Source organism: Klebsiella aerogenes (genome assembly GCA_029027985.1).
Lineage (GTDB): Bacteria > Pseudomonadota > Gammaproteobacteria > Enterobacterales > Enterobacteriaceae > Klebsiella > Klebsiella aerogenes_A.
The window spans coordinates 1,544,509-1,565,510 of record CP119076.1 but is presented as its reverse complement, the minus strand read 5'-3'; the positions used below and the strand labels follow the sequence as shown (position 1 = coordinate 1,565,510).

The following is a 21,002-nucleotide window of genomic DNA, read 5'->3' as shown; positions in this document are numbered from 1 at the left end:
TGCGAAATCACTTGGGTTAACGGTCAGAGGATGATATCCCATCTATGTTTGCGCGCATCAGCCTGCTGCTGCTGGCTTTATTTAGCCTCAGCAGCCAGGCGCAAACCATCAAAGAGAGCGACGCGTTCGCCATTATCGGCGAGCCAAAGTATGCCGTTGACTTTCATCACTTCGATTACGTCAACCCCGACGCGCCCAAAGGCGGTGGCATCACCCTGGCCGCCATCGGCACGTTCGACAATTTCAACCGTTACGCCCTGCGCGGCAACCCCGGCGTGCGCACCGACGCGCTGTATGACACCCTGTTTACCACTTCGGACGATGAACCAGGCAGCTATTACCCGCTGATTGCCGACCGCGCACGTTATGCCGATGATTTCTCATGGATGGAAATTACCCTCAATCCGCGCGCCCGCTTTCATGACGGCAGCCCGATTACCGCCAGCGACGTCGCCTTCACCTTTCATAAATTTATGACTGAAGGGGTTCCGCAATTTCGTCTGATCTATAAAGGAACGACCGTCAACGCTATCGCTCCGCTGACCGTCCGCATTGAGCTGGCGAAACCGGGCAAAGAAAACATGCTGAGTTTGTTGTCGCTGCCGGTCATGCCGCAGGCATTCTGGCGTAATCATAAGCTCAGCGACCCACTCTCCGTACCGCCGCTCGCCAGTGGCCCGTATCGCATCAGCCGTTGGCGGATGGGGCAATATATCGTCTATTCGCGGGTGCAGCATTACTGGGCCGCCGACCTGCCGGTTAACCGCGGGCGCTGGAACTTCGACACTATTCGCTACGATTACTATCTTGACGATAACGTCGCCTTCGAGGCCTTTAAGGCCGGGGCCGTCGATCGGCGAGAAGAAAACTCGGCGAAAAACTGGGCCACGCGCTATATCGGGCGCAACTTCAGCAACGGGTATATCGTCAAAGACGAGCATGACAATACTTCGGCGCAGGATACCCAGTGGCTGGCTTTTAACATCCAGCGGCCGGTGTTTGCCGACCGTCAGGTACGTGAGGCCATCACGCTAGCTTTTGATTTCGAGTGGATGAATAAGGCGCTGTTTTACGGTGCCTATAGCCGTGCCAATAGCTACTTCCAGAACACCGAATATGCCGCTCGCGGCTATCCTGACGCCGATGAGCTCACTCTGCTGGCGCCGATGAAAAAGGATCTGCCGCCAGAGGTCTTTACCCAGATCTATCAACCGCCAGTCTCCCGCGGCGATGGCTTTGACCGCGAAAATTTACTCAAAGCGGACGCATTGCTGAATAAAGCGGGATGGGTGCTCAAAAACCGCCAGCGGGTCAATGCCAAAACCGGCAAGCCGCTGCGCTTTGAACTGCTGCTGCCTGCTGGCGGCAATGCCAGTTGGGTGCTGCCGTTTCAGCACAATTTACAGCGTTTAGGCGTCGCCATGGATATCCGCCAGGTGGACAATTCGCAGTACAGCAACCGGCGACGCAGCCGCGACTACGACATGATGCCGAGTCTGTGGCGCGCGATGGCCTGGCCAGGCACCGACCTGCAAATCTCCTGGGCTTCGGATTATATCAACTCCAGCTATAACGCCCCCGGCGTCCAGAGCCCGGTGGTCGACAATCTTATTGCGCAGATCATCCGCTGGCAGGGCAACAAACAGAAACTACTGCCGCTGGGTCGCGCGCTGGACCGTGTGCTGACCTGGAACTATTACATGCTGCCGATGTGGTATATGGCGCAGGACCGGACGGCTTACTGGGATAAGTTCTCCTTCCCGGAAACCCGCCCCATCTACTCCTCCGGCTTTGATAGCTGGTGGTACGATGTCAACAAAGCCGCCAGACTTCCTGCGGACCGACGTTAAGGATTCAAGATGGGCGCCTATCTGTTCCGCCGACTGTTACTGGTAATCCCGACGCTGTGGGCGATAATCACCATCAACTTTTTTATTGTGCAGATTGCGCCGGGCGGGCCGGTCGATCAGGCTATCGCCGCCGTGGAATTCGGCGACCGCAGCGGGATGCCTGGCGCCGGCGATAGCGGCATGGGCGCCAGCCACGCGCGCACCGGGGTGGGCAATATCAGTGAAGGCCACTACCGGGGCGGACGTGGCCTCGACCCGGAAGTGATAGCCGAAATAACCCGCCGCTACGGCTTTGATAAACCTATTCACGAACGCTATTTCAAGATGCTTGGCGACTATCTCCGTTTTGATTTTGGCGATAGCCTGTTCCGCAGCGCTTCAGTTTTACAGCTGATTAAAGACAGCCTGCCGGTGTCTATTACCCTCGGTCTGTGGAGCACGCTGATTATCTATCTGGTATCTATACCGTTGGGGATCCGCAAAGCCGTCAGCAACGGTAGCCATTTTGACGTCTGGAGCAGTACGTTCATTATTATCGGCTACGCCATCCCGGCATTTCTGTTCGCGATCTTGCTGATCGTCATTTTCGCTGGCGGCAGTTATTTCGATCTCTTCCCGCTGCGCGGCCTGGTCTCCGCCAATTTTGATAGTCTGCCGTGGTATCAGAAGATCATCGACTATCTCTGGCATATTACCTTACCGGTACTGGCGACGGTGATCGGCGGTTTTGCCGCCCTAACCATGCTGACCAAAAACAGCTTTCTTGATGAGATCCGCAAACAGTATGTGGTCACCGCCCGCGCCAAGGGCGTCGGTGAAAAGCAGATCCTGTGGAAACACGTATTCCGCAACGCCATGCTGTTGGTGATCGCCGGTTTTCCCGCCACGTTTATCAGTATGTTCTTCACCGGTTCACTACTGATCGAGGTGATGTTCTCACTCAATGGTCTGGGGCTACTCGGCTATGAAGCCACCGTTTCGCGCGATTATCCGGTCATGTTCGGCACTCTGTACATCTTCACGCTGATCGGCCTGTTGTTGAACATCATCAGCGACATCAGTTATACGCTGGTCGACCCGCGTATTGATTTCGAGGGCCGCTAATGCCATTTCTCTCCCCCGTCAATCAAGCCCGCTGGGCGCGTTTTCGCCACAACCGTCGCGGCTACTGGTCGTTGTGGCTATTTCTGGCGCTGTTTATCTGCAGCCTCTGCGCCGAACTTATCGCCAACGATAAGCCGCTGCTGGTGCAATATCGCGGCAGTCTGTATATTCCAGCGCTGAAAACCTACAGCGAAACCACCTTTGGCGGCGATTTCGCTACCGCCGCCGACTATCAGGACCCGTGGCTGCAAAAAAGACTGGCGGAGAACGGCTGGGTGCTGTGGGCGCCGGTGCGTTTCGGTGCCACCAGCATTAACTTCGCCACCGACACCCCCTTCCCTTCGCCGCCGTCGAAGCACAACTGGCTGGGCACTGACGCTAACGGCGGCGACGTATTAGCGCGAATTCTCTATGGCGCGCGTATCTCGTTGCTGTTCGGCCTGCTGCTGACGCTCTTCTCCAGCGTGCTTGGTGTACTCGCCGGCGCGCTGCAGGGCTACTACGGCGGAAAGCTCGATCTCTGGGGGCAGCGTTTTATCGAAGTATGGTCCGGCATGCCGACGCTATTTTTAATTATCCTGCTCTCAAGCGTGGTGCAGCCCGATTTTTGGTGGTTGTTGGCGATTACCGTCCTGTTTGGCTGGATGACGCTGGTTGGGGTAGTACGCGCCGAATTCCTGCGTACCCGCAACTACGACTATATCCGCGCCGCTCAGGCGCTGGGCGTAAGCGACCGCCATATTATCCTGCGCCACATGCTGCCAAATGCGATGGTCGCCACCCTTACCTTCCTGCCGTTTATTCTTTGCAGCTCAATCACCACCCTGACCTCGCTCGATTTTCTCGGTTTCGGTCTGCCGCTGGGTTCACCATCGCTGGGTGAACTGCTTCTGCAGGGCAAAAATAATCTTCAGGCGCCGTGGCTCGGCATCGCGGCATTTTTGTCGGTCGCGCTGTTGCTGACGCTGCTGATTTTCATTGGCGAAGCGGTCCGCGATGCCTTCGACCCCAGTAAGGCGGTATAACATGAGCCAGCCGTTATTAGACATTGACGACCTCTCTATCGCTTTTCGCCGCCAGGGAGAAAGCCAGACCGTCGTGAGTAACCTGACACTGCAGATTGCGGTGGGCGAAACGCTGGCGCTGGTTGGTGAATCCGGTTCAGGCAAGAGCGTCTCCGCGCTATCGGTACTGCGTCTGCTGCCCTCACCGCCGGTCAGCTATCCGAACGGCGATATCCACTTCCACGGCCAATCGCTGCTGCACGCCGATGAACACACCCTGCGCGGGATCCGCGGCAACCGTATCGCGATGATTTTTCAGGAGCCGATGGTTTCGCTCAATCCGCTGCATAATCTGGAAAAACAGCTGTATGAAGTGCTTTCGCTACACCGCGGTATGCGTAAAGAGGCGGCGCGAGGCGAGATTCTCGATTGCCTGGATCGGGTTGGCATCCGCAACGCCTCACGGCGACTTGCCGATTACCCACACCAGCTTTCCGGGGGCGAACGCCAGCGAGTGATGATCGCCATGGCGCTGCTGACCCGCCCGGAGCTGCTTATCGCCGATGAGCCAACGACCGCGCTGGACGTCTCGGTGCAGGCGCAAATCCTGCAGTTGTTGCGCGAACTCAAACGCGAGCTCAACATGGGTATGCTGTTTATCACCCACAACCTGAGCATCGTCCGCCAGCTTGCCGATCGGGTGGCGGTGATGCAAAACGGCCGCTGCGTCGAACAAAACGGCTGCCGCGAACTGTTTCAGGCGCCGCAGCACCCTTACACCCGTCGTTTGCTGGATAGCGAACCGACCGGAAAACCGGTGCCGCTACCCGCCGATGCGCCCATTCTGCTGCAGGCCCGCGATCTCAGTGTCGCCTTTCCGATCCGCAAAGGGATCCTGCGTCGGGTGGTCGATCACAATCGGGTCGTCAATCATCTGAGTTTTACGCTACGGGCGGGAGAAACGCTGGGGCTGGTCGGCGAATCCGGTTCCGGCAAGAGCACCACCGGGCTGGCGCTGTTGCGCCTGCTCGACTCCAGCGGGGAAATGCAGTTCGCCGGCGAATCGATCCAGGGGCGCAATCGCCACCAGATGCTGCCGCTGCGCCGCCGTATTCAGGTAGTCTTTCAGGATCCCAACTCGTCGCTCAACCCACGCCTGAGCGTTCTGCAGATTATCGAGGAGGGACTGCGCGTCCATCAGCCAACGCTGACGCCTGCTGAACGCGAGCAGTCGGTCATTCAGGTGATGCAGGAAGTCGGGTTAGATCCTAATACGCGACAGCGTTATCCGGCGGAATTCTCCGGCGGTCAGCGCCAGCGTATCGCCATTGCTCGGGCGCTGATCGTTAAACCGCAGCTTATCGTGCTGGATGAACCGACCTCATCGCTGGATAAAACCGTACAGGCGCAGATCCTGACGCTACTGAAGACGTTGCAGCAAAATCATCAGTTGGCCTATCTGTTTATCAGCCATGATTTGCGCGTTGTGCGCACGCTCTGTCATCAGGTGATGGTGCTGCGGCAGGGAGAAGTCGTCGAGCAAGGTGAATGCGAGCGCGTGTTTACCGCACCGCGGCAGGAATATACCCGCCAGCTGTTGGCGTTAAGCTGACGGTCAAAAAGGGTTGTTGCCGGAAAACGGCTCAGCAATCGCGACGCCAAAATTTTTCAGGCGGCAGGTCGCGGCGAATTCATCCTGCATGTTGACGAACAGGCAAGGTTCCCCTTCACACTCAAGGATAGAACTATCCACTTCAATGTCGCTCAGCGCCTGGCTCAGCGTGCGCATCACCGGCCACGCGTTCTCGCCGTCCGGACTGAGCAGCTTTAACGCCACCAGGCTATTTTCGCCCTGCGTGCCGTTTTGCGGAATCGGTTCAACTCTTGAACCCGCAAAACCGGCCAGCCAGCGATAGCTCTGCGGCAGTCGGTGTACGATAGAGAGTTGCTGTGTATTCACTTGGTTTCCCCGGAAGCAAAAGGCTTCACAATAAATTTACATCAATATTAACACATTGTTGACAAATAGTCCTGCAACAGCATCGAAAACGCTGGCACCCACACGAGGCCTGGGTTAACGGCTTATTATCAAGAACTTTATAGTTGCCTTACGGAAACAGTTCGCGGCTATATGTACCCGTTTCTGTGATCCAAAACAACTTTTTTATCGCAACATTGCGACTTTTTACACTAATTGATTTTACATAAAAGAAACAAATAGCTAAACAGGGAAGCGAATTTCGGTTGATATGTATCAAAAAAGGGGCGGAAATCGCCCCTGAAAATGTGACTTAATGTGCGACTTTTCGCCGCCGGCTGGCGTAGAGATAGAAGAGAATAGAGCTGATGGCGCAAAACGCGATAGAAATCAGCATCGGCCAGGCGGTGGTAAAGGTAGCCATCGATAGCAACGCGCCAATAATCGCACCAATCCCAAAGCGGAAAGTGCCGGCCAACGATGAAGCGGTACCCGCCATATGCGGAAACTCATCGAGGATCACCGCCATCGCGTTTGAGGAGACCATCGACACGCAGCCGACGAACGCCGCCACGCCCAGCACCAACGACCAGAAGCCGACGTCGAGCAGCGCGCAAACCACCATCCATATTGCCATCACCAACTGGATCCACAGGCCCGTGCGGAACATATTCAGCGCCCCGACCCGGCGAACAAAGCGGCTGTTGATGATGGTCATGATGAACAGGAACACGATATTCAGCGCAAAGTAGTAACCGAAGTGCTGCGGCGACACGTGATTAATGTTGATGTAGACAAACGGACCGGCGCTAAGGAACGAGAACATCCCGGCAAAACTGAAGCCGCTCGCCAGCATATAGCTCAGTACCCGCTTATGGCGGAACAGCGTGGCGAAATTGCCAAGCGTGGTGCGAATATGGAACTTCTGCCGCCGCTCCACCGGCAGCGTCTCGCTAATAAAGAAAGCGATCATCGCCGAGGCCAGCAGCGCCGCCAGCGCGAGGATCCAGAAAATCGCATGCCAGCTAAACCACACCAGCACCGCCCCGCCGACCATCGGCGCCACCAGCGGCGCAATGGTCGTGACCAGCATGACAAACGACATCATCCGCGAAAACTCTTCTTTCGGATAGATATCGCGCATCAGGGCGTTGATCACCACACTCGCCGCCGCCGCGGCCAGGCCGTGGAAGAAACGCATGGTAATCAACATATCGATGGTCTGCGACAATGCGCAAGCCACCGCCGCCGCGGCGAAAATGAGCGTACCGCCAAGGATCACCGGCTTCCGGCCAATGCTATCGGCCATCGGCCCGTACAACAGCTGGCCCAGCGCAAAGCCCAGAATATAGGTACTGAGCGTCATCTGCGCGCTGCCGTCCGGCACATTAAACTGCGCCGAGATAACCGGTAGCGCCGGTAGATACATATCAATAGACAGCGGCATTAACATGGCCAGCAGGCCAAGAATAAACACAATCCCAAATGAAGAATTCTGCTTCGTCGTCACGTTTTACTCCGTGCAGGTGGGGCGCCGACGCTGGCGATTTCTTCCGCCGTCAGCGGGCGGTATTCGCCAGGCTCCAGCGACTCATCGAGCGTAATCTCGCCGATGCGCTCGCGATGTAATCCAACCACGTGGTTACCCACGGCGGCAAACATACGTTTGACCTGATGGTAGCGGCCTTCGCTGATGGTCAGGCGCACTTCGGTCGGAGTGATGACTTCCAGAACGGCGGGCTTGGTGAGCTCTTTTTCGTTATGCAGCTGGACGCCCCTGGCAAAGTGCTCTGCCGTCCCCTCTTCCAGCGGCTTTTCCAGCGCCACCAGATAGGTTTTTTCGCAGTGATGACGCGGCGAGGTGATGCGATGCGACCACTGACCATCATCGGTCATCAGCACCAGCCCGGTGGTGTCGATATCCAGACGCCCGGCGGCATGCAGCTTGTGCGCGACCGGCTCATCAAGGAAATAGAGGATTGTCGGATGATCGGGATCGTCAGTTGAACAGACGTAACCCTGCGGCTTGTTGAGCATAAAGTAACGAGGACCGTGTTGCTGGGTCAGCGTATTGCCGTCATATTCCACCTCGTGCTCCGGCTGGAGCTTAAAGGCGGTATCTTTCACAATGTCGCCATCCACGGTAACGCGGCTGCCGCGGATTTCACGCCCGGCAATAGCACGGCTGACGCCAAGCTGCTGAGCGATAAACTTATCAAGTCGCATGAGATTTTTTTAGCCTGTAATAATGCTGGAGCGGGCAATTCGCCCGAAAAAGAAGAATTCCATTGGCTAGTATAACGGGCTCTTAACACCACTCAAGGGAAAAGATTCGTGGCATACTATTTGCGAGTTAATTAACCCCCGAGAATTGATGACTTTTACATTACGCCCCTACCAAAAAGAGGCGGTCGACGCCACCCTTGCCTGGTTTCGCCGCCACCATGAACCTGCCGCCATCGTACTGCCGACCGGCGCCGGAAAAAGCCTGGTGATCGCCGAGCTGGCGCGGCTGGCGCGTGGACGCGTGTTAGTACTGGCTCACGTAAAAGAGCTGGTGGCGCAGAATCACGGCAAATACTGCGCGCTTGGGCTTGAGGCGGATATCTTCGCTGCCGGTCTGCAGCGTAAGGAAAGCCGCGGCAAAGTGGTGTTCGGCAGCGTACAGTCGGTAGCGCGTAACCTCGAACAGTTCCAGAGCGAATTCTCCTTGCTGATCGTCGATGAGTGCCACCGCATCAGCGATGACGACGACAGCCAGTATCAGCAAATTATCAGCCACCTGCGTCAGGTTAACCCGCAGCTCAGGCTGCTCGGTCTGACCGCTACCCCATTTCGTCTGGGTAAAGGCTGGATCTATCAGTTCCACTATCACGGCATGGTGCGCGGCGATGAAAAAGCGCTGTTTCGCGACTGCATTTACGAGCTACCGCTGCGCTACATGATCAAGCATGGCTACCTGACGCCGCCGGAACGTCTCGATATGCCGGTGGTACAGTACGATTTCAGCCGTCTACAGGCGCAAAGCAATGGTTTGTTCAGCGAGAGCGATCTCAACCACGAGCTAAAAAAACAGCAGCGCATTACGCCGCACATCGTCAGCCAAATCGTGGAGTTCGCCGAAAGCCGCAAAGGGGTGATGATCTTCGCCGCCACCGTCGAACACGCGCGGGAAATCACCGGCCTGCTGCCGTCGGCGGAGGCAGCACTGATTACCGGCGAAACACCGGGGGCAGAGCGCGATCGCATCATCGACGCCTTTAAAGCGCAGCAGTATCGCTACCTGGTTAACGTCGCGGTGTTGACCACCGGCTTCGATGCCCCGCACGTCGATCTGATCGCCATCCTCCGCCCAACCGAGTCGGTCAGTCTTTACCAACAAATCGTTGGCCGTGGCCTGCGCCTGGCGCCAGGGAAAACCGACTGTCTGATCCTCGATTACGCCGGTAATCCCCACGACCTGTATGCGCCGGAAGTCGGCTCGCCAAAAGGGAAAAGCGATAATGTTCCGGTGCAGGTCTTCTGCCCGGCTTGCGGTTTCGCCAATACCTTTTGGGGCAAAACGACCGCCGACGGAACCTTAATCGAGCACTTTGGCCGCCGCTGTCAGGGCTGGTTTGAAGACGGTGACGGTCACCGCGAACAATGCGATTTCCGTTTTCGTTTTAAAAATTGTCCGCAGTGCAACGCCGAGAATGATATCGCCGCCCGTCGCTGCCGCGAGTGCGACACCATTCTGGTCGATCCTGACGACATGCTGAAGGCGGCGCTGAAGCTAAAAGATGCGTTGGTGCTGCGCTGTAGCGGCATGGCGCTCCAGCACGGCGGCGATGAAAAAGGCCCCTGGCTGAAAATAACCTACTACGATGAGGATGGCGCCGATGTGAGCGAGCGCTTCCGTCTACAGACGCCCGCCCAGCGCACCGCCTTTGAACAACTGTTTATACGTCCGCATACTCGTACGCCGGGAGTCCCGCTGCGCTGGATAACGCCAGCGGATATCATTGCCCAACAGACACTGCTGCGCCACCCCGACTTTGTCGTCGCTCGCATGAAGGGGCAGTACTGGCAAGTGCGGGAAAAAGTGTTCGATTATCAGGGGCGTTTCCGCCGCGCCAACGAGCTGCGTTAATCGCCTGCACTGAGGTTTTGATTGCCGGGGCGCCGATTGGCGGCTATAATGCCGCCCGCTTTTGCATTCGCAAAGCAGATAATCTGCCTGCTGCTGGGTCGCCTGTTGCAGGCTTTATATATAGAGAGACATCAATGTTTACTATCAACGCAGAAGTACGTAAAGAGCAGGGTAAGGGTGCGAGCCGCCGCCTGCGCGCAGCTAACAAGTTCCCGGCAATCATCTACGGTGGCGAAGCTGCTCCGGTTGCAATCGAACTGGACCACGACAAACTGTGGAACATGCAGGACAAAGCTGAGTTTTACGGCGAAGTTCTGACCATCGTTGTCGATGGTAAAGAAGAGAAAGTAAAAGTTCAGGCTGTTCAGCGTCACCCGTTCAAGCCGAAACTGTCTCACATCGACTTCGTTCGCGCTTAATCGCCGATAGCAAGTTGTATGGCAAGCGCCTCGGGTCTTCGGACTCGGGGCGTTTTGTTATGTACGCAACCATAGCTCCGGCGCGTCATCCACGATCTCTCCCAGCGCGCGGTGTTTATTCATCCCCGGCAGCCACAGCATCACCATCGTAACGTTAAGCCCCTGATTACCGACCTCTGTCACAATCTCGCTAATGCCCTGCCACTCGTCGGGCCGTAAATGATCGGGTAAAAATCCCCATCCCTGCCCCTGCTCCATCGCGTGACGCAGCATGGTAATTTCATTCATGTACAGCGTATGACCGGAAATTTGCAGCCGACGGGCGATTTGATCATCGCTGCGACGGTGCATCACCAACTGCGGCGTCAGCGATAAATTCAGCAGCGTCAGCGGACGCACGGCGTCGGTAAACAGGCTTTGCGCGGCGTAAAAACGCAGATCGACGGAGCCTAATGCCCGCCACTCCATCTCGCTACCCAGCGTACGGTTATTGGCCTGACAAATAGCTATCTCCGCGACGCCATAAGCCAACGCCTGCTCCGCCTCGCGTCGCGAAGCGCTCCAGCAACTAAGGCGAATCTGTTTTTGCGCAAGGCTATCGGCCAACGCGCAAAGAAACGCACGCGGGACAAACGGATCGTACACCAGGCGTAACGCCTGCCAGGCGGTCTGCGGCAGCGTTTGGGCGAAAGATTCGAAAGCCTGAGCCTGACGCAACAACAAATGCGCCTGGCGAAAAAGCTGCTCGCCTTCAGCAGTCAGCGTCAGACTGCGCCCTTCGCGGCTGAATAGCCGATAGTCCAGCGCATCTTCCAGATAATCCAGCAGATCGCGAAGCGTCGTACGGTCTTTACCTAAGCGAAGCGCCGCCCGCGACAGGCTGCCGGTCTCGGCGATCGTCGCGAATGCCTCAATCTGCGCAAATGAGTACTGCAGGGTTTTCATCCTTCACTCCCTTTCGGGGGAAAATCCCCCGTTTGTTGATTTTAGCCTGCGCGAGTCGATTTATATACTGCACAGCGAATCTATGGCGAATGAGGAAACGAGGATGATAAGAAAACCACTGGCTCTGGCGTTAATGCTGACGGTACTGCCAACAGCGGCGATGGCGCAGAACTGCGGCGGCCTGATGCTGGATGTCTGCCCGACGCCTTACGACCAAAAGCTGCCTGCCGCGAAAGATATGCTCACCTGGGATCAGACCTCGCGCGTGGTTGGCTTTCGTAATGACTATCGCAACTATGCCGGCGACGTATTCCGCCACGGCGCGTCGGTACCGCTGGCGCGCGCCGATAAGCAGTTGACCCATGCCAGCTATACGGTTAACGGCCACACCTGGGATCTCCAGGATTACCTGAAGCGCGAAAACGTCAGCGGCATGCTGGTGCTGAAAGATGGCAAAGTCGCCTGGAAATATCTCGGTGAGGGTAATACCGACACCACGCTGTGGACCTCGCGCTCGGTGGGGAAATCGGTGGTCTCGACGCTGGTCGGCATCGCTATTCAGCAGGGTAAGATCCATTCGCTCGACGATCTGATTACCGTTTATGAGCCCGGCCTGAAGGGTACCGCCTGGGATGGCGTGACGCTGAAGCAGCTGATTCAACACACCAGCGGCGTAGAATGGAATGAAGATTACACTGATCCACAGTCGCATTTCGCCCGCCTGACCCAGTGCGAAGCACAGCCTGGCGCCTACGACTGCGTGCGTAAAATTATCTCGACCTTGTCGCGTAAACACCCGGCAGGCGAGCAGTGGTCTTACTCCTCCGGCGGCGCCTGGCTGTTGGGCGATGTGCTGGAACGCGCGACCGGCATGTCGCTGGCCGCCTGGCTTGAGCAGTCGCTGTGGCAACCGGCCGGTATGGCTCACGATGGCGTCTGGCACGCCTATAAGAAAGGACAGCATGATGTCGGCGCCCACGGCTTTAACGCCACTCTTGAAGACTGGGGCCGCTTCGGCGAATTTGTTGCTCGCGATGGTCGTTTGAGCAACGGCAAACAGCTGGTACCGGCAGGCTGGTTCGATCAGGCCTCTAACTGGACTACAGCGCTGAACTCGGTCTCGGCGGCGCATCCGGAAGGTATCTATGGCTATCAATGGTGGAACAACGCCATTCCGGCTAATGCGAAAAACGTACAGCCGACGCCACAGGAAGGGTTGAAAGGCTCACTGTGGGCGCTGGGGATCTACGGCCAGGTGATCATGGTGAACCGCGCCGAACATCTGGTGATCGTGCAGTGGTCAACCTGGCCGCAGGCTGAGCCGTCCTTCAACGCCCAACCACTGGAAGCAGCGTTGATGTACAGCGCCATCGCCCGCGAACTACGCTAATCTCCCTGCTCCTTGCCGCTTAGACGGTAAGGAGTGTATCTGCATTCAGCGCCAAATGCTGCAGCAGCATGATGGTTTTAGCATCCACAATTTCGCCATCGCGAATCGCCTGCAGCGCCCGTGCCAGCGGCCACTCCAGTACTTCAATATCTTCACCTTCCGCCGCCAGCCCGCCGCCCTCGCCGTGTCGGTCGTCAGCCGAGTACTCGGCGATAAAAAAGTACAGTTTTTCCGTGACCGAGCCCGGGCTCATATAGGCCGTGAACACCGGTTCAATACGGGTGACGCGAAAACCGGTCTCCTCTTGCGCTTCCGCAATAATGCGCTCTTCCGGCGATGCGTTATCCAGCAACCCCGCGGCAGCCTCAATCAAAAACCCGTCGTGGCCGTTGATCCATACCGGAAAACGAAACTGACGGATCAGCACCACGCTCCGTTTGTGGCGATTATAGAGCAGGATCACCGCGCCGTTGCCGCGGTCATAGGCCTCCCGGCTCTGTTCCTGCCAGTGCCCATCCCGACGCAGCAGCTCAAAGGTATATTTTTTCAGCGTGTACCAGTTATCGGACAGTAGCGTTTCGCGTACGTGGCGAACGCGGGGTGCGTCAACGTGCATGTTTTTCCCCCTCTAAGGTGACAGCCGGCAACATAACATGCATAATCGTGCACAAACAAGATAAATCATGAAGGAAAAAGCATGCTCGCCAGCCAGAGAAAACAACAGATCCTTAAACTCCTTGCCACCGAAAAGCAGGTGATGTCGGGGGAGCTAAGCCAGCGTTTTAAGGTCTCGGAAGACTCGATACGCCGCGATCTACGCGAACTGGCAGCGGAAGGGAAGCTGCAGCGGGTGCACGGTGGCGCTCTGCCGATTTCCGCAGCTATCGCCCCAATCGAAAACAGAAAAAGCGTGCAGGTGATCTCTAAACAGGCGGTGGCGCGTCAGGCGGCGATGCTAATTCAGCCGGGACAGGTGGTCATCGTTGATGGTGGGACAACAACGACGGCGATGATCGCCTGGTTGCCCACCGACCTCGCCTGTACAGTGGTAACCCACAGCCCCGGGATCGCCGTGGCGCTGGTCGAGCATCCGCAGATCGAGGTGATCCTGCTGGGCGGGAAGTTGTTTAAACATTCGGTGGTGGCGGTTGGCGCCGACACACTGGCAGCGATGGCACGAATCAACGCCGATCTGTTTTTTATGGGTGTGACCGGAGTGCACCCGCAGGCGGGCTTTACCACCGGAGATTACGAAGAAGCGGGGATCAAGCGCGCGCTGGCGGCCAGAGCGGCAGAAACCGTGGTAATGGCCTCTGCGGAGAAGCTCAATTCCGCTTCCACCTTTGCTATTGGCGAGCTGAATCTCGCCAGCACGCTAATCGTCGATAGTTCGCTAGACGCGGCATTAAGCCAGCGACTTGCGCAGAACGGAGTGGAGATTATTCAGGCGGCAGGCTAACCCGGCGTCATGATGCTCCGCCGGGTTAATTCAGCTGGCGTTAATTACCACCGGAAGTACGGCGCTGCAGCTGGTCGCGCAGGTTCGGCGGCGTACCTTTGATCGTGAGCGTATCCGTTGCCGGATCCCAGAACACACGTTCGCCTAACAGCATCGCATCGAAATTGATGGTCAGGCCGCCGCCGCTGCCGGCGAATTTGGTCAGCTGGCGCAATGTGCTGCGATCTGCCGGGAAGCTTTCTTCCAGCTCGTAGCCCTGCTCGGCGGTAAACTCCTGGAAGCTCTTTTCACTGACGCCGGAGAGTTCTTTGGACAACGACTCCAGTTCAATCTCTTCCCCTGCCTGCAACTGTTCGTTGCAGTAGGTGTACACCTGTTGGCGCACATTCTGGCGCTCAGATTTATCCAACTGCGCGTCAGAGGCAAAATCATCCACCGCCTGCAGCAAACCGCGGTTCTGCGCTTTGGCGTTGAGACCTTCGCTGGCGCCGAGGAAATCCATGAAGAAATCGGCGACTTTGCGCCCCACCCGCCCTTTCAGGAAAGTCAGGTAACGGGTCGATTCAGGATTGGTTTCCCACTCAGTCAAATCGATACGCGCCACGATGTCGGCATGGTTAATATCTAAATAATGCGTGGAGCTGATATCCAGCTCTTCGTTAACGCGCATGCTGCTCAGGTTATTGAGCACCGCCACCAACAGATACTCGACCGCCAGGTAGCGATACTGACAGAACAGCACGATACCGCCTTCGGCGAAGGGATACTTCGCCAGTTCATCACGCAGACGCCCCGTCGCCGCACGGCTGAAAGGAAGAAACGCTTCTTCACCCTGTCGCTGTAAACGCAACGCCTGCGCCAGCTCGCTGTCTTCGTTAAAAAGACCGTAGGCCTTACTTTTTGCGCTATAGACGCGATGCAGCTCGGCCATCATTTCTACGACTGTCGCATTCGGTTCCAGCAGTGAATCGCGCAGCACTAGTTCAAGATTCTGTTCATCACGTTTAATCAACTGATGCAGGGCAATCTGGTCGATATCCAGACTCATGTTAAACTCTCCTTTTAGACCGGGCGGTATTCAACCACCGCCGGGACGACGACGCAACCGGCGCGTGTCTCTTTCATGCCTGAGATTCGCGTTCCTGCGCGCTTTTGCGCCGTGGCGAAAAAATGCGGAAAAAAAGCTGCTGCTACGGTAATATGTTGCCCTTTCACGAACAAACAGATTTTGAGTTTATGCCGCAAATATCCCGCTATAGCGATGAACAGGTCGAACAGTTGCTCAGTGAGTTGACGAACGTCCTGGAAACACACAAAGCACCGGTTGACCTGTCACTGATGGTGCTGGGCAATATGGTGACCAACCTGATCAATAGTAGCGTCGCACCGGCGCAGCGTCAGGCGATCGCCCGTTCTTTCGCCCAGGCACTGCAATCGTCTATTAACGACGACCCAGCGCACTAAGGATAACGAACAACAGTATATGGTGACTCTTCGTCAGCCCTACCGAGAAAAAGTCTCCCAGATGGTCAGTTGGGGACATTGGTTCGCCCTGTTCAACATGTTGTTGGCTATGGTGCTCGGCAGCCGCTATCTTTTTGTCGCCGACTGGCCAACGACGCTTGCCGGACGCGTTTTCTCGTATGTCAGCCTCGTTGGCCACTTCAGCTTTCTGGTTTTCGCCAGCTATGTACTGGTTCTATTCCCACTGACCTTTATCGTCGGCTCGCAGCGGCTGATGCGCTTCCTGTCGGTTATTTTCGCCACCGCGGGAATGACGCTGCTGCTCATCGATAGCGAAGTCTTTACCCGCTTCCACCTGCACTTAAACCCTATCGTCTGGGAACTGGTGATTAACCCCGACCAGAACGAAATGGCTCGCGACTGGCAGCTGATGTTTATCAGCGTACCGATCATCTTCCTGATTGAGATGCTCTTCGCCACCTGGAGCTGGCAAAAGCTACGGAGTTTGACGCGTCGCCGCCACTACGCGCGCCCTGTAGCCTGGTTTTTCTTTATCTCCTTTATCAGTAGCCACCTGATTTATATCTGGGCGGATGCTAATTTCTATCGCCCGATCACCATGCAGCGAGCCAACTTACCGCTGTCTTATCCGATGACCGCCCGCCGCTTCCTTGAGAAGCACGGCCTACTCGATGCGCAGGATTACCAGCGCCGTCTGGTTGAGCAAGGCGCGCCGGAAGCGGTTTCGGTGCAGTATCCGCTAAGCGATCTGCGCTATCGCGACCTCGGCACGGGTTACAACGTGCTGCTCATTACCGTGGATAATCTCAATTATTCACGCTTTGAGAAAAACATGCCGCAGTTGGCCGCTTTTGCAAAAGAAAACGTCAACTTTAGCCAACACATGAGCTCCGGCAACAATACCGACAACGGGATGTTCGGCTTGTTCTACGGCATTTCGCCGGGCTATATGGATGGCGTGCTTTCCGCGCGTATTCCGGCTGCGCTGATTACCGCCCTCAACCAGCAGGGTTATCAATTAGGTCTGTTCTCGTCAGATGGCTTTAGCAGCCCGCTCTACCGCCAGGCGCTGCTGTCCGACTTCTCGTTGCCAGCCGCCAAAATGCAAAGCGACGAACAAACCGCCGATCAGTGGATTGGCTGGCTGGATCGCTACGCGCAAGATGAGAACCGTTGGTTCTCGTGGGTATCGCTGAACGGTACCAATATTGACAGCAGCCAGCAGCAGAACTTTGCACGCACCTACGGTCGGGCTGCGGGCAGCGTCGATACACAAATCGGCCGCGTGCTGGACGCGCTGCGTAAGGCGGGCAAACTGGACGATACGGTGGTCATCGTCACCGCCGGACACGGCATGCCGCTGGATCCACAGCAGAATAAATTCGACTGGTCGCGAGCCAACCTGCAGGTACCGCTGGTTATCCATTGGCCAGGTACGCCAGTGCAGGAGATTTCGACGCTCACGGATAACAAAGATGTGATGACGACGCTGATGCAGCGCCTGCTGCACGTGTCTACGCCGGCTAACGAGTACTCGCAGGGCGAGGATCTGTTTAGCCCGGCTCGCCGCCGCAGCTGGGTTACCGCGGCGAATAGCGACACGCTGGCCATTACGACGCCTGCGGTGACCGTGGTGCTGGACCATAATGGCACCTATCACACCTGGAGCCACGATGGCGTGAAGGTGAAAGACCAGAAACCGCAGCTTAGCCTGCTGCTGCAAGTGTTGACGGATGAAAAACGCTTTATCGCTAACTAATTGATTAATTTTGAATCAATCGGTTGTCAGCGACTTGCATTCGATGGGGGAACGGGTAATATTATCCTCCACGCGTCGGCACGTAGCGCAGCCTGGTAGCGCACCGTCATGGGGTGTCGGGGGTCGGAGGTTCAAATCCTCTCGTGCCGACCAAAAACCTTCGAAAAACCAGCCTCTTATGGCTGGTTTTTTTGTGCCTGTTTTTTGTGCGGGGAAATAAATGGGGAATTACTGGGGAAAAACTCCCGTCAAAACTACATGACTGGGCAATCGTCGAACTCACCTGATCTTGCATCATTTATTATGTACGTGACTACCCCAAACACAGTGCGATGGCTGTGGTAAGCATCATCATTTTGCTTTGGCAACTCCTCCCGTTTACCTGTCAGAAGATCCTCAAGATATGGATATGGCATTTCCCTGTATCGCCTTATCTTAAATTCCCCATCCACGCTACAAACCAACAATGAACCATCATATGGGCTAAGTGATGAATCTATGATCAGCAACGCGCCCTGGAGGATCCCGGCCCGATAGTAGGTACTCCCTGCCCGCATAAAATAGGTTGCCGACGGATGCCTGATAAACCCCTCATCAAGAGATATACCTTGTTCTTCAAAATGTTGAGCGGGTAACAGAAAATCCATGGTATTGACTCCTCAATTTTATACTGTATATAAAAACAGTAAAAAAGGATATTCAATGTTCGTAGAACTCGTGTACGACAAGCGCAATGTTCAAGGCCTGCCTGGCGCTCAGCAAATCATACTTACCGAGCTGACGAAGCGGGTACACCAGCTCTTCCCCGATGCAGGGGTGAAAGTAAAACCAATGCACACCAACCTACTAAGAAAAGCGAGAAGGAACGGCTTAACCGTGGTTTGAAGAAGCGTATACTTGGTTGGTTAATGAGCGATACCACATGTTCAACGATATCAGTTCCGGTTTTCTGCTCTTGTAGGGAAATATTTATATATCGTCTTTACTCCAACCCCAATCACTTATGCCACCTGTCGCCGAGTGGCTATGCTTTACGGCATCCTTCTTCAGAGCGTTCTCTTAAACCAACGAGTACTCTCCAGCCTCTCTCTACGACAGATTATCTACCTGGCCCCTCTAGCATTTCTCATAATCACTAACGAACGTATAGACTATAAAAATGACCATAATGCAGATGCACTTAACGAATTGATCTGAAGGAGTAGAGTTACCAGATATGCCTACAACTTCAATACGAGCTTAATTATCTACAAAACATTAAATAAGAATTAATAACCTAAATTTATTACTAGTCATAATTCAGAGATTGTAATTTATTATTAATCCGATTCGCACAAACAACTGATTATTTATACAGTAAAATGAAATACACCGAAAGCAAGAGAGGACTGCATGACTACAAATGATACTTTAAGGGAAGATTTAAACTCTACACAAGAGGGGCTTGGTGGCGATCTGGTTAACACTCCTTATCACATAAGTGTAACCAAATTACTTAGTCTAGGTCGTATCGTATATCCAGAAATGTTTGGCATAGATTTATCTATGCCATCGGACGACGATTTATGGTCTGCAATGTTTAAAGGACTCTCCGAACTAGAGGACACATCGTTATCTAGCGACTTACCTTATACCATTGATTTACGTGGTAAAATTTACACACTAAGCTCATCCCACAAACTCGATATAAATTTCAATATTATTAATGGTACCATTTTCATGGCTGGCGGTCAGATAGTTATGGGTGATGAAGCCAGCGGAGCCAAGACAAGAAGACATTATCTTAGAGATCTTAAGGTTAGATATATCGATGACGGAAAGGCTTACTATAATGATGCATTAATTAAAATTGCAAGATGTTATAATACATTTGTTATCAATTGTGATTTTTGGGCAGGTATTTCTACAAATAAAGATGCCGATGGAAATCCGCTTCGAGCCAGATATGGTCTGTGGCTTGGTTCAAAAAGAGCTTGGGGATGTTCAATAATTGGCGGAGAATATTATGGTGGACAAATCTGTTGTCGCATTGGGTTTACCAACGATCATACTGGTATCACTGTAACTGGTGGAGTTACATTCCATCATGGCTTAGTTGGAAATCTATTAATGTGCAACCCCGCGGGTTCAATAGTTTCCGGGTGTAACATTGAGCACTCCGAAGATGGCGCATGGGGACTCGCTATTACATCCAACACAAACAGTGGTAGTAACTCAGCGCATGGGGTAATAATTGAAGGGTGTTACCTATATAATAATGGAAATGGCACGAATGGTAATATAAATGCTGATGCTGGTGTCTTAATTGGTTGTGATGTGCCAGGGACATATGGGTTTGATAACAGTGGAGTCATAATTACGAGCCTTAATACAGCACATAGCATTACTGCACGAAATAACTATATTGTATCGCCAAAACAATTACGAGCAGTTAAACTAAGAGGATTATACGGCTTAAAGGTTGAGGATAATAAATACGGCGTATCACTCAATGAATCATATGGTTTTATTGTTGAGGGAACAGCAGCACGAACATTTATTATCAATAACAGAAACCAGTCAACTGGCGTTTCAGATGAAGTTGAATACTCTTCTACAAACAAACCTCAGATTGGCGGAAGGGGCAGTACATTTACCCCAAGTATTATAGGAAAGGACATAACCGGAAGCATTAGTTACAGTTCCAGAGGTGGTGACTATTACATTGATAATGGTATGTGCTACCTTTCATTATGGTTAGCGGTAAACTTAGTCAACACAAAACCCTCTGGTGATTTATCTATAAATCTTCCTTTACCTATTAGCTTAGGGAAAAGGTCCGGATGCGGCGTATTTACATTGGAACTAGATGACTCTACCTCAACTGAAACAGAAAATACCATTCCAAACAGTTCATTGCCTGTAACTGCATCAATTACGAACGCCAATGAATTGAAACTTTATATAGCAGGAAAACCCATGCAGGGGAGCGTTATAAAAAGCTTAACAGAGCTACAACTTTCAATATTATACCCTGTAGATGGAGCTATTTTTACAGGCTAAAAAACAATCAGCGACTATAAAGGAAAAACAATATTTTCGGATAGATACAAATCATCCATAATAGACCAACTGTAGGATTAAAGTAATCCCCCCCGGTAACTCTTGCATACAGTTACCGGGCTGGGGTCAATCCAACCCACAGGGATACAGGAAGTAAAATGCCCGATAGGTTAAGTATTAAGCTAACGTTAATGAGAAAGAAGTTACCGATACAACATTACAGGTAACACGAACAAAAAACACCCCCTATTGTTTTTTCTTAAGAAAAATGGAAAAAAATAAAATATTATTACCTCTCCATTTATTTTAACATCATGGCATGTTAGTCACAGGAGAATATTCGATTTGAAACCGTATAAATACTATCGGGATGATGAATAATAGCCACGGAATAAAAAGCGTGTCGATAGCTATATTGGATGTATGACGCATGGG

At 53.9% G+C, this 21,002-nt stretch carries 18 protein-coding genes, 1 tRNA gene and 1 pseudogene; 13 read left to right on the top strand and 7 right to left on the bottom strand.

The genetic code is table 11. The features are described from left to right. The first annotated feature begins 44 nt into the window (after positions 1-44). From PYR66_07450 to yejF, 4 genes are read left to right on the top strand one after another with little or no spacing between them, the layout of a single operon-like run. On the top strand, positions 45-1,850 hold the full coding sequence (locus PYR66_07450; GenBank protein ID WEF29537.1) for an extracellular solute-binding protein: 1,806 nt from the start codon (positions 45-47) through the stop codon (positions 1,848-1,850). A 9-nt stretch (positions 1,851-1,859) separates the two neighbouring features. Further along, a complete protein-coding gene (locus tag PYR66_07445) occupies positions 1,860-2,954 on the top strand; it encodes a microcin C ABC transporter permease YejB (protein ID WEF29536.1) in 1,095 nt (364 codons plus the stop codon). Then, entirely contained in the window at positions 2,954-3,979 is a 1,026-nt protein-coding gene (locus PYR66_07440; protein ID WEF29535.1) for a microcin C ABC transporter permease, read from the top strand. Before PYR66_07445 ends, PYR66_07440 begins: the two co-directional genes overlap by 1 nt. Before the next feature lies 1 nt (position 3,980). Then, positions 3,981-5,570, top strand: coding sequence for a microcin C ABC transporter ATP-binding protein YejF (gene yejF, locus PYR66_07435; GenBank protein ID WEF29534.1), 1,590 nt, complete (start codon positions 3,981-3,983; stop codon positions 5,568-5,570). A gap of 3 nt (positions 5,571-5,573) precedes the next feature. Here the strand turns inward: yejF and PYR66_07430 are convergent, their stop codons facing one another. The 3 genes from PYR66_07430 to rsuA all read right to left on the bottom strand — a co-directional run bounded on the left by PYR66_07430 (position 5,574) and on the right by rsuA (position 8,162). After that, positions 5,574-5,918: a YejG family protein gene (locus PYR66_07430; GenBank protein ID WEF29533.1), complete on the bottom strand. Its 345-nt coding sequence runs from the start codon at positions 5,916-5,918 to the stop codon at positions 5,574-5,576. Positions 5,919-6,249: 331 nt separating this feature from the next. Next, positions 6,250-7,446 carry a Bcr/CflA family multidrug efflux MFS transporter gene (locus PYR66_07425; GenBank protein WEF29532.1) on the bottom strand — a complete coding sequence of 399 codons (1,197 nt, stop codon included), beginning with the start codon at positions 7,444-7,446 and terminating at the stop codon, positions 6,250-6,252. After that, positions 7,443-8,162, bottom strand: coding sequence for a 16S rRNA pseudouridine(516) synthase RsuA (gene rsuA / locus PYR66_07420; GenBank protein ID WEF29531.1), 720 nt, complete (start codon positions 8,160-8,162; stop codon positions 7,443-7,445). The genes PYR66_07425 and rsuA overlap by 4 nt, the downstream gene beginning before the upstream one ends. A 148-nt stretch (positions 8,163-8,310) precedes the next feature. Between rsuA and PYR66_07415 the strand changes: the two genes are divergently transcribed. Both PYR66_07415 and rplY read left to right on the top strand, forming a co-directional pair. Beyond that, the gene (locus PYR66_07415; GenBank protein ID WEF29530.1) at positions 8,311-10,068 is read left to right on the top strand and encodes a DEAD/DEAH box helicase; all 1,758 of its coding nucleotides are present in this window, start codon (positions 8,311-8,313) and stop codon (positions 10,066-10,068) included. Positions 10,069-10,202: 134 nt separating this feature from the next. After that, positions 10,203-10,487, top strand: coding sequence for a 50S ribosomal protein L25 (gene rplY, locus PYR66_07410; protein WEF29529.1), 285 nt, complete (start codon positions 10,203-10,205; stop codon positions 10,485-10,487). A gap of 57 nt (positions 10,488-10,544) precedes the next feature. Here the strand turns inward: rplY and PYR66_07405 are convergent, their stop codons facing one another. Then, on the bottom strand, positions 10,545-11,432 hold the full coding sequence (locus PYR66_07405; protein WEF29528.1) for a LysR family transcriptional regulator: 888 nt from the start codon (positions 11,430-11,432) through the stop codon (positions 10,545-10,547). 103 nt (positions 11,433-11,535) lie between these two features. Here PYR66_07405 and PYR66_07400 point away from each other — a divergent pair, with 103 nt between their 5' ends. Then, on the top strand, positions 11,536-12,822 hold the full coding sequence (locus PYR66_07400) for a serine hydrolase (protein ID WEF29527.1): 1,287 nt from the start codon (positions 11,536-11,538) through the stop codon (positions 12,820-12,822). A 19-nt stretch (positions 12,823-12,841) separates the two neighbouring features. Here the strand turns inward: PYR66_07400 and PYR66_07395 are convergent, their stop codons facing one another. Beyond that, positions 12,842-13,438, bottom strand: a complete 597-nt coding sequence (locus PYR66_07395; protein WEF29526.1) for an NUDIX domain-containing protein — start codon at positions 13,436-13,438, stop codon at positions 12,842-12,844. 81 nt (positions 13,439-13,519) lie between these two features. Between PYR66_07395 and PYR66_07390 the strand changes: the two genes are divergently transcribed. Continuing rightward, positions 13,520-14,281: a DeoR/GlpR family DNA-binding transcription regulator gene (locus PYR66_07390; protein WEF29525.1), complete on the top strand. Its 762-nt coding sequence runs from the start codon at positions 13,520-13,522 to the stop codon at positions 14,279-14,281. Positions 14,282-14,321: 40 nt separating this feature from the next. Here the strand turns inward: PYR66_07390 and yejK are convergent, their stop codons facing one another. Beyond that, complete coding sequence (yejK, locus tag PYR66_07385) at positions 14,322-15,329, bottom strand: nucleoid-associated protein YejK (GenBank protein WEF29524.1); 1,008 nt, start codon at positions 15,327-15,329, stop codon at positions 14,322-14,324. A 188-nt stretch (positions 15,330-15,517) separates the two neighbouring features. Between yejK and PYR66_07380 the strand changes: the two genes are divergently transcribed. The 3 genes from PYR66_07380 (at position 15,518) to PYR66_07370 (ending at position 17,678) form a co-directional block, all read left to right on the top strand. Continuing rightward, positions 15,518-15,745: a YejL family protein gene (locus PYR66_07380; protein ID WEF29523.1), complete on the top strand. Its 228-nt coding sequence runs from the start codon at positions 15,518-15,520 to the stop codon at positions 15,743-15,745. Between the two features lie 19 nt (positions 15,746-15,764). Continuing rightward, complete coding sequence (gene yejM / locus PYR66_07375; GenBank protein ID WEF29522.1) at positions 15,765-17,525, top strand: LPS biosynthesis-modulating metalloenzyme YejM; 1,761 nt, start codon at positions 15,765-15,767, stop codon at positions 17,523-17,525. A 76-nt stretch (positions 17,526-17,601) separates the two neighbouring features. Next, positions 17,602-17,678, top strand: a tRNA-Pro gene (locus PYR66_07370). 101 nt (positions 17,679-17,779) lie between these two features. On the opposite strand, the gene PYR66_07365 is transcribed toward PYR66_07370, so the two are convergent. Then, the gene (locus PYR66_07365; GenBank protein ID WEF29521.1) at positions 17,780-18,172 is read right to left on the bottom strand and encodes a hypothetical protein; all 393 of its coding nucleotides are present in this window, start codon (positions 18,170-18,172) and stop codon (positions 17,780-17,782) included. Between the two features lie 55 nt (positions 18,173-18,227). On the opposite strand from PYR66_07365, the pseudogene PYR66_07360 reads away from it, so the two are divergent. Both PYR66_07360 and PYR66_07355 read left to right on the top strand, forming a co-directional pair. Next, positions 18,228-18,486, top strand: a pseudogene (locus PYR66_07360) (DinI-like family protein). A gap of 431 nt (positions 18,487-18,917) precedes the next feature. Continuing rightward, positions 18,918-20,567 (top strand): hypothetical protein, encoded by a 1,650-nt coding sequence (locus PYR66_07355; GenBank protein ID WEF29520.1) that lies wholly within the window; start codon positions 18,918-18,920, stop codon positions 20,565-20,567. The last annotated feature ends 435 nt before the right edge of the window (positions 20,568-21,002 follow it).

Bases quoted from the DNA above. Each gene is read 5' to 3' on its own strand.
- PYR66_07405 (WEF29528.1), bottom strand. From the start codon at position 11,432: ATGAAAACCCTGCAGTACTCATTTGCGCAGATTGAGGCATTCGCGACG.
- PYR66_07355 (WEF29520.1), top strand. From the start codon at position 18,918: ATGACTACAAATGATACTTTAAGGGAAGATTTAAACTCTACACAAGAG.
- PYR66_07395 (WEF29526.1), bottom strand. From the start codon at position 13,438: ATGCACGTTGACGCACCCCGCGTTCGCCACGTACGCGAAACGCTACTG.
- PYR66_07440 (WEF29535.1), top strand. From the start codon at position 2,954: ATGCCATTTCTCTCCCCCGTCAATCAAGCCCGCTGGGCGCGTTTTCGC.
- PYR66_07380 (WEF29523.1), top strand. From the start codon at position 15,518: ATGCCGCAAATATCCCGCTATAGCGATGAACAGGTCGAACAGTTGCTC.
- PYR66_07445 (WEF29536.1), top strand. From the start codon at position 1,860: ATGGGCGCCTATCTGTTCCGCCGACTGTTACTGGTAATCCCGACGCTG.
- PYR66_07400 (WEF29527.1), top strand. From the start codon at position 11,536: ATGATAAGAAAACCACTGGCTCTGGCGTTAATGCTGACGGTACTGCCA.
- yejM (WEF29522.1), top strand. From the start codon at position 15,765: ATGGTGACTCTTCGTCAGCCCTACCGAGAAAAAGTCTCCCAGATGGTC.
- yejF (WEF29534.1), top strand. From the start codon at position 3,981: ATGAGCCAGCCGTTATTAGACATTGACGACCTCTCTATCGCTTTTCGC.
- yejK (WEF29524.1), bottom strand. From the start codon at position 15,329: ATGAGTCTGGATATCGACCAGATTGCCCTGCATCAGTTGATTAAACGT.
- PYR66_07390 (WEF29525.1), top strand. From the start codon at position 13,520: ATGCTCGCCAGCCAGAGAAAACAACAGATCCTTAAACTCCTTGCCACC.
- PYR66_07450 (WEF29537.1), top strand. From the start codon at position 45: ATGTTTGCGCGCATCAGCCTGCTGCTGCTGGCTTTATTTAGCCTCAGC.
- rsuA (WEF29531.1), bottom strand. From the start codon at position 8,162: ATGCGACTTGATAAGTTTATCGCTCAGCAGCTTGGCGTCAGCCGTGCT.
- PYR66_07365 (WEF29521.1), bottom strand. From the start codon at position 18,172: ATGGATTTTCTGTTACCCGCTCAACATTTTGAAGAACAAGGTATATCT.
- PYR66_07415 (WEF29530.1), top strand. From the start codon at position 8,311: ATGACTTTTACATTACGCCCCTACCAAAAAGAGGCGGTCGACGCCACC.
- rplY (WEF29529.1), top strand. From the start codon at position 10,203: ATGTTTACTATCAACGCAGAAGTACGTAAAGAGCAGGGTAAGGGTGCG.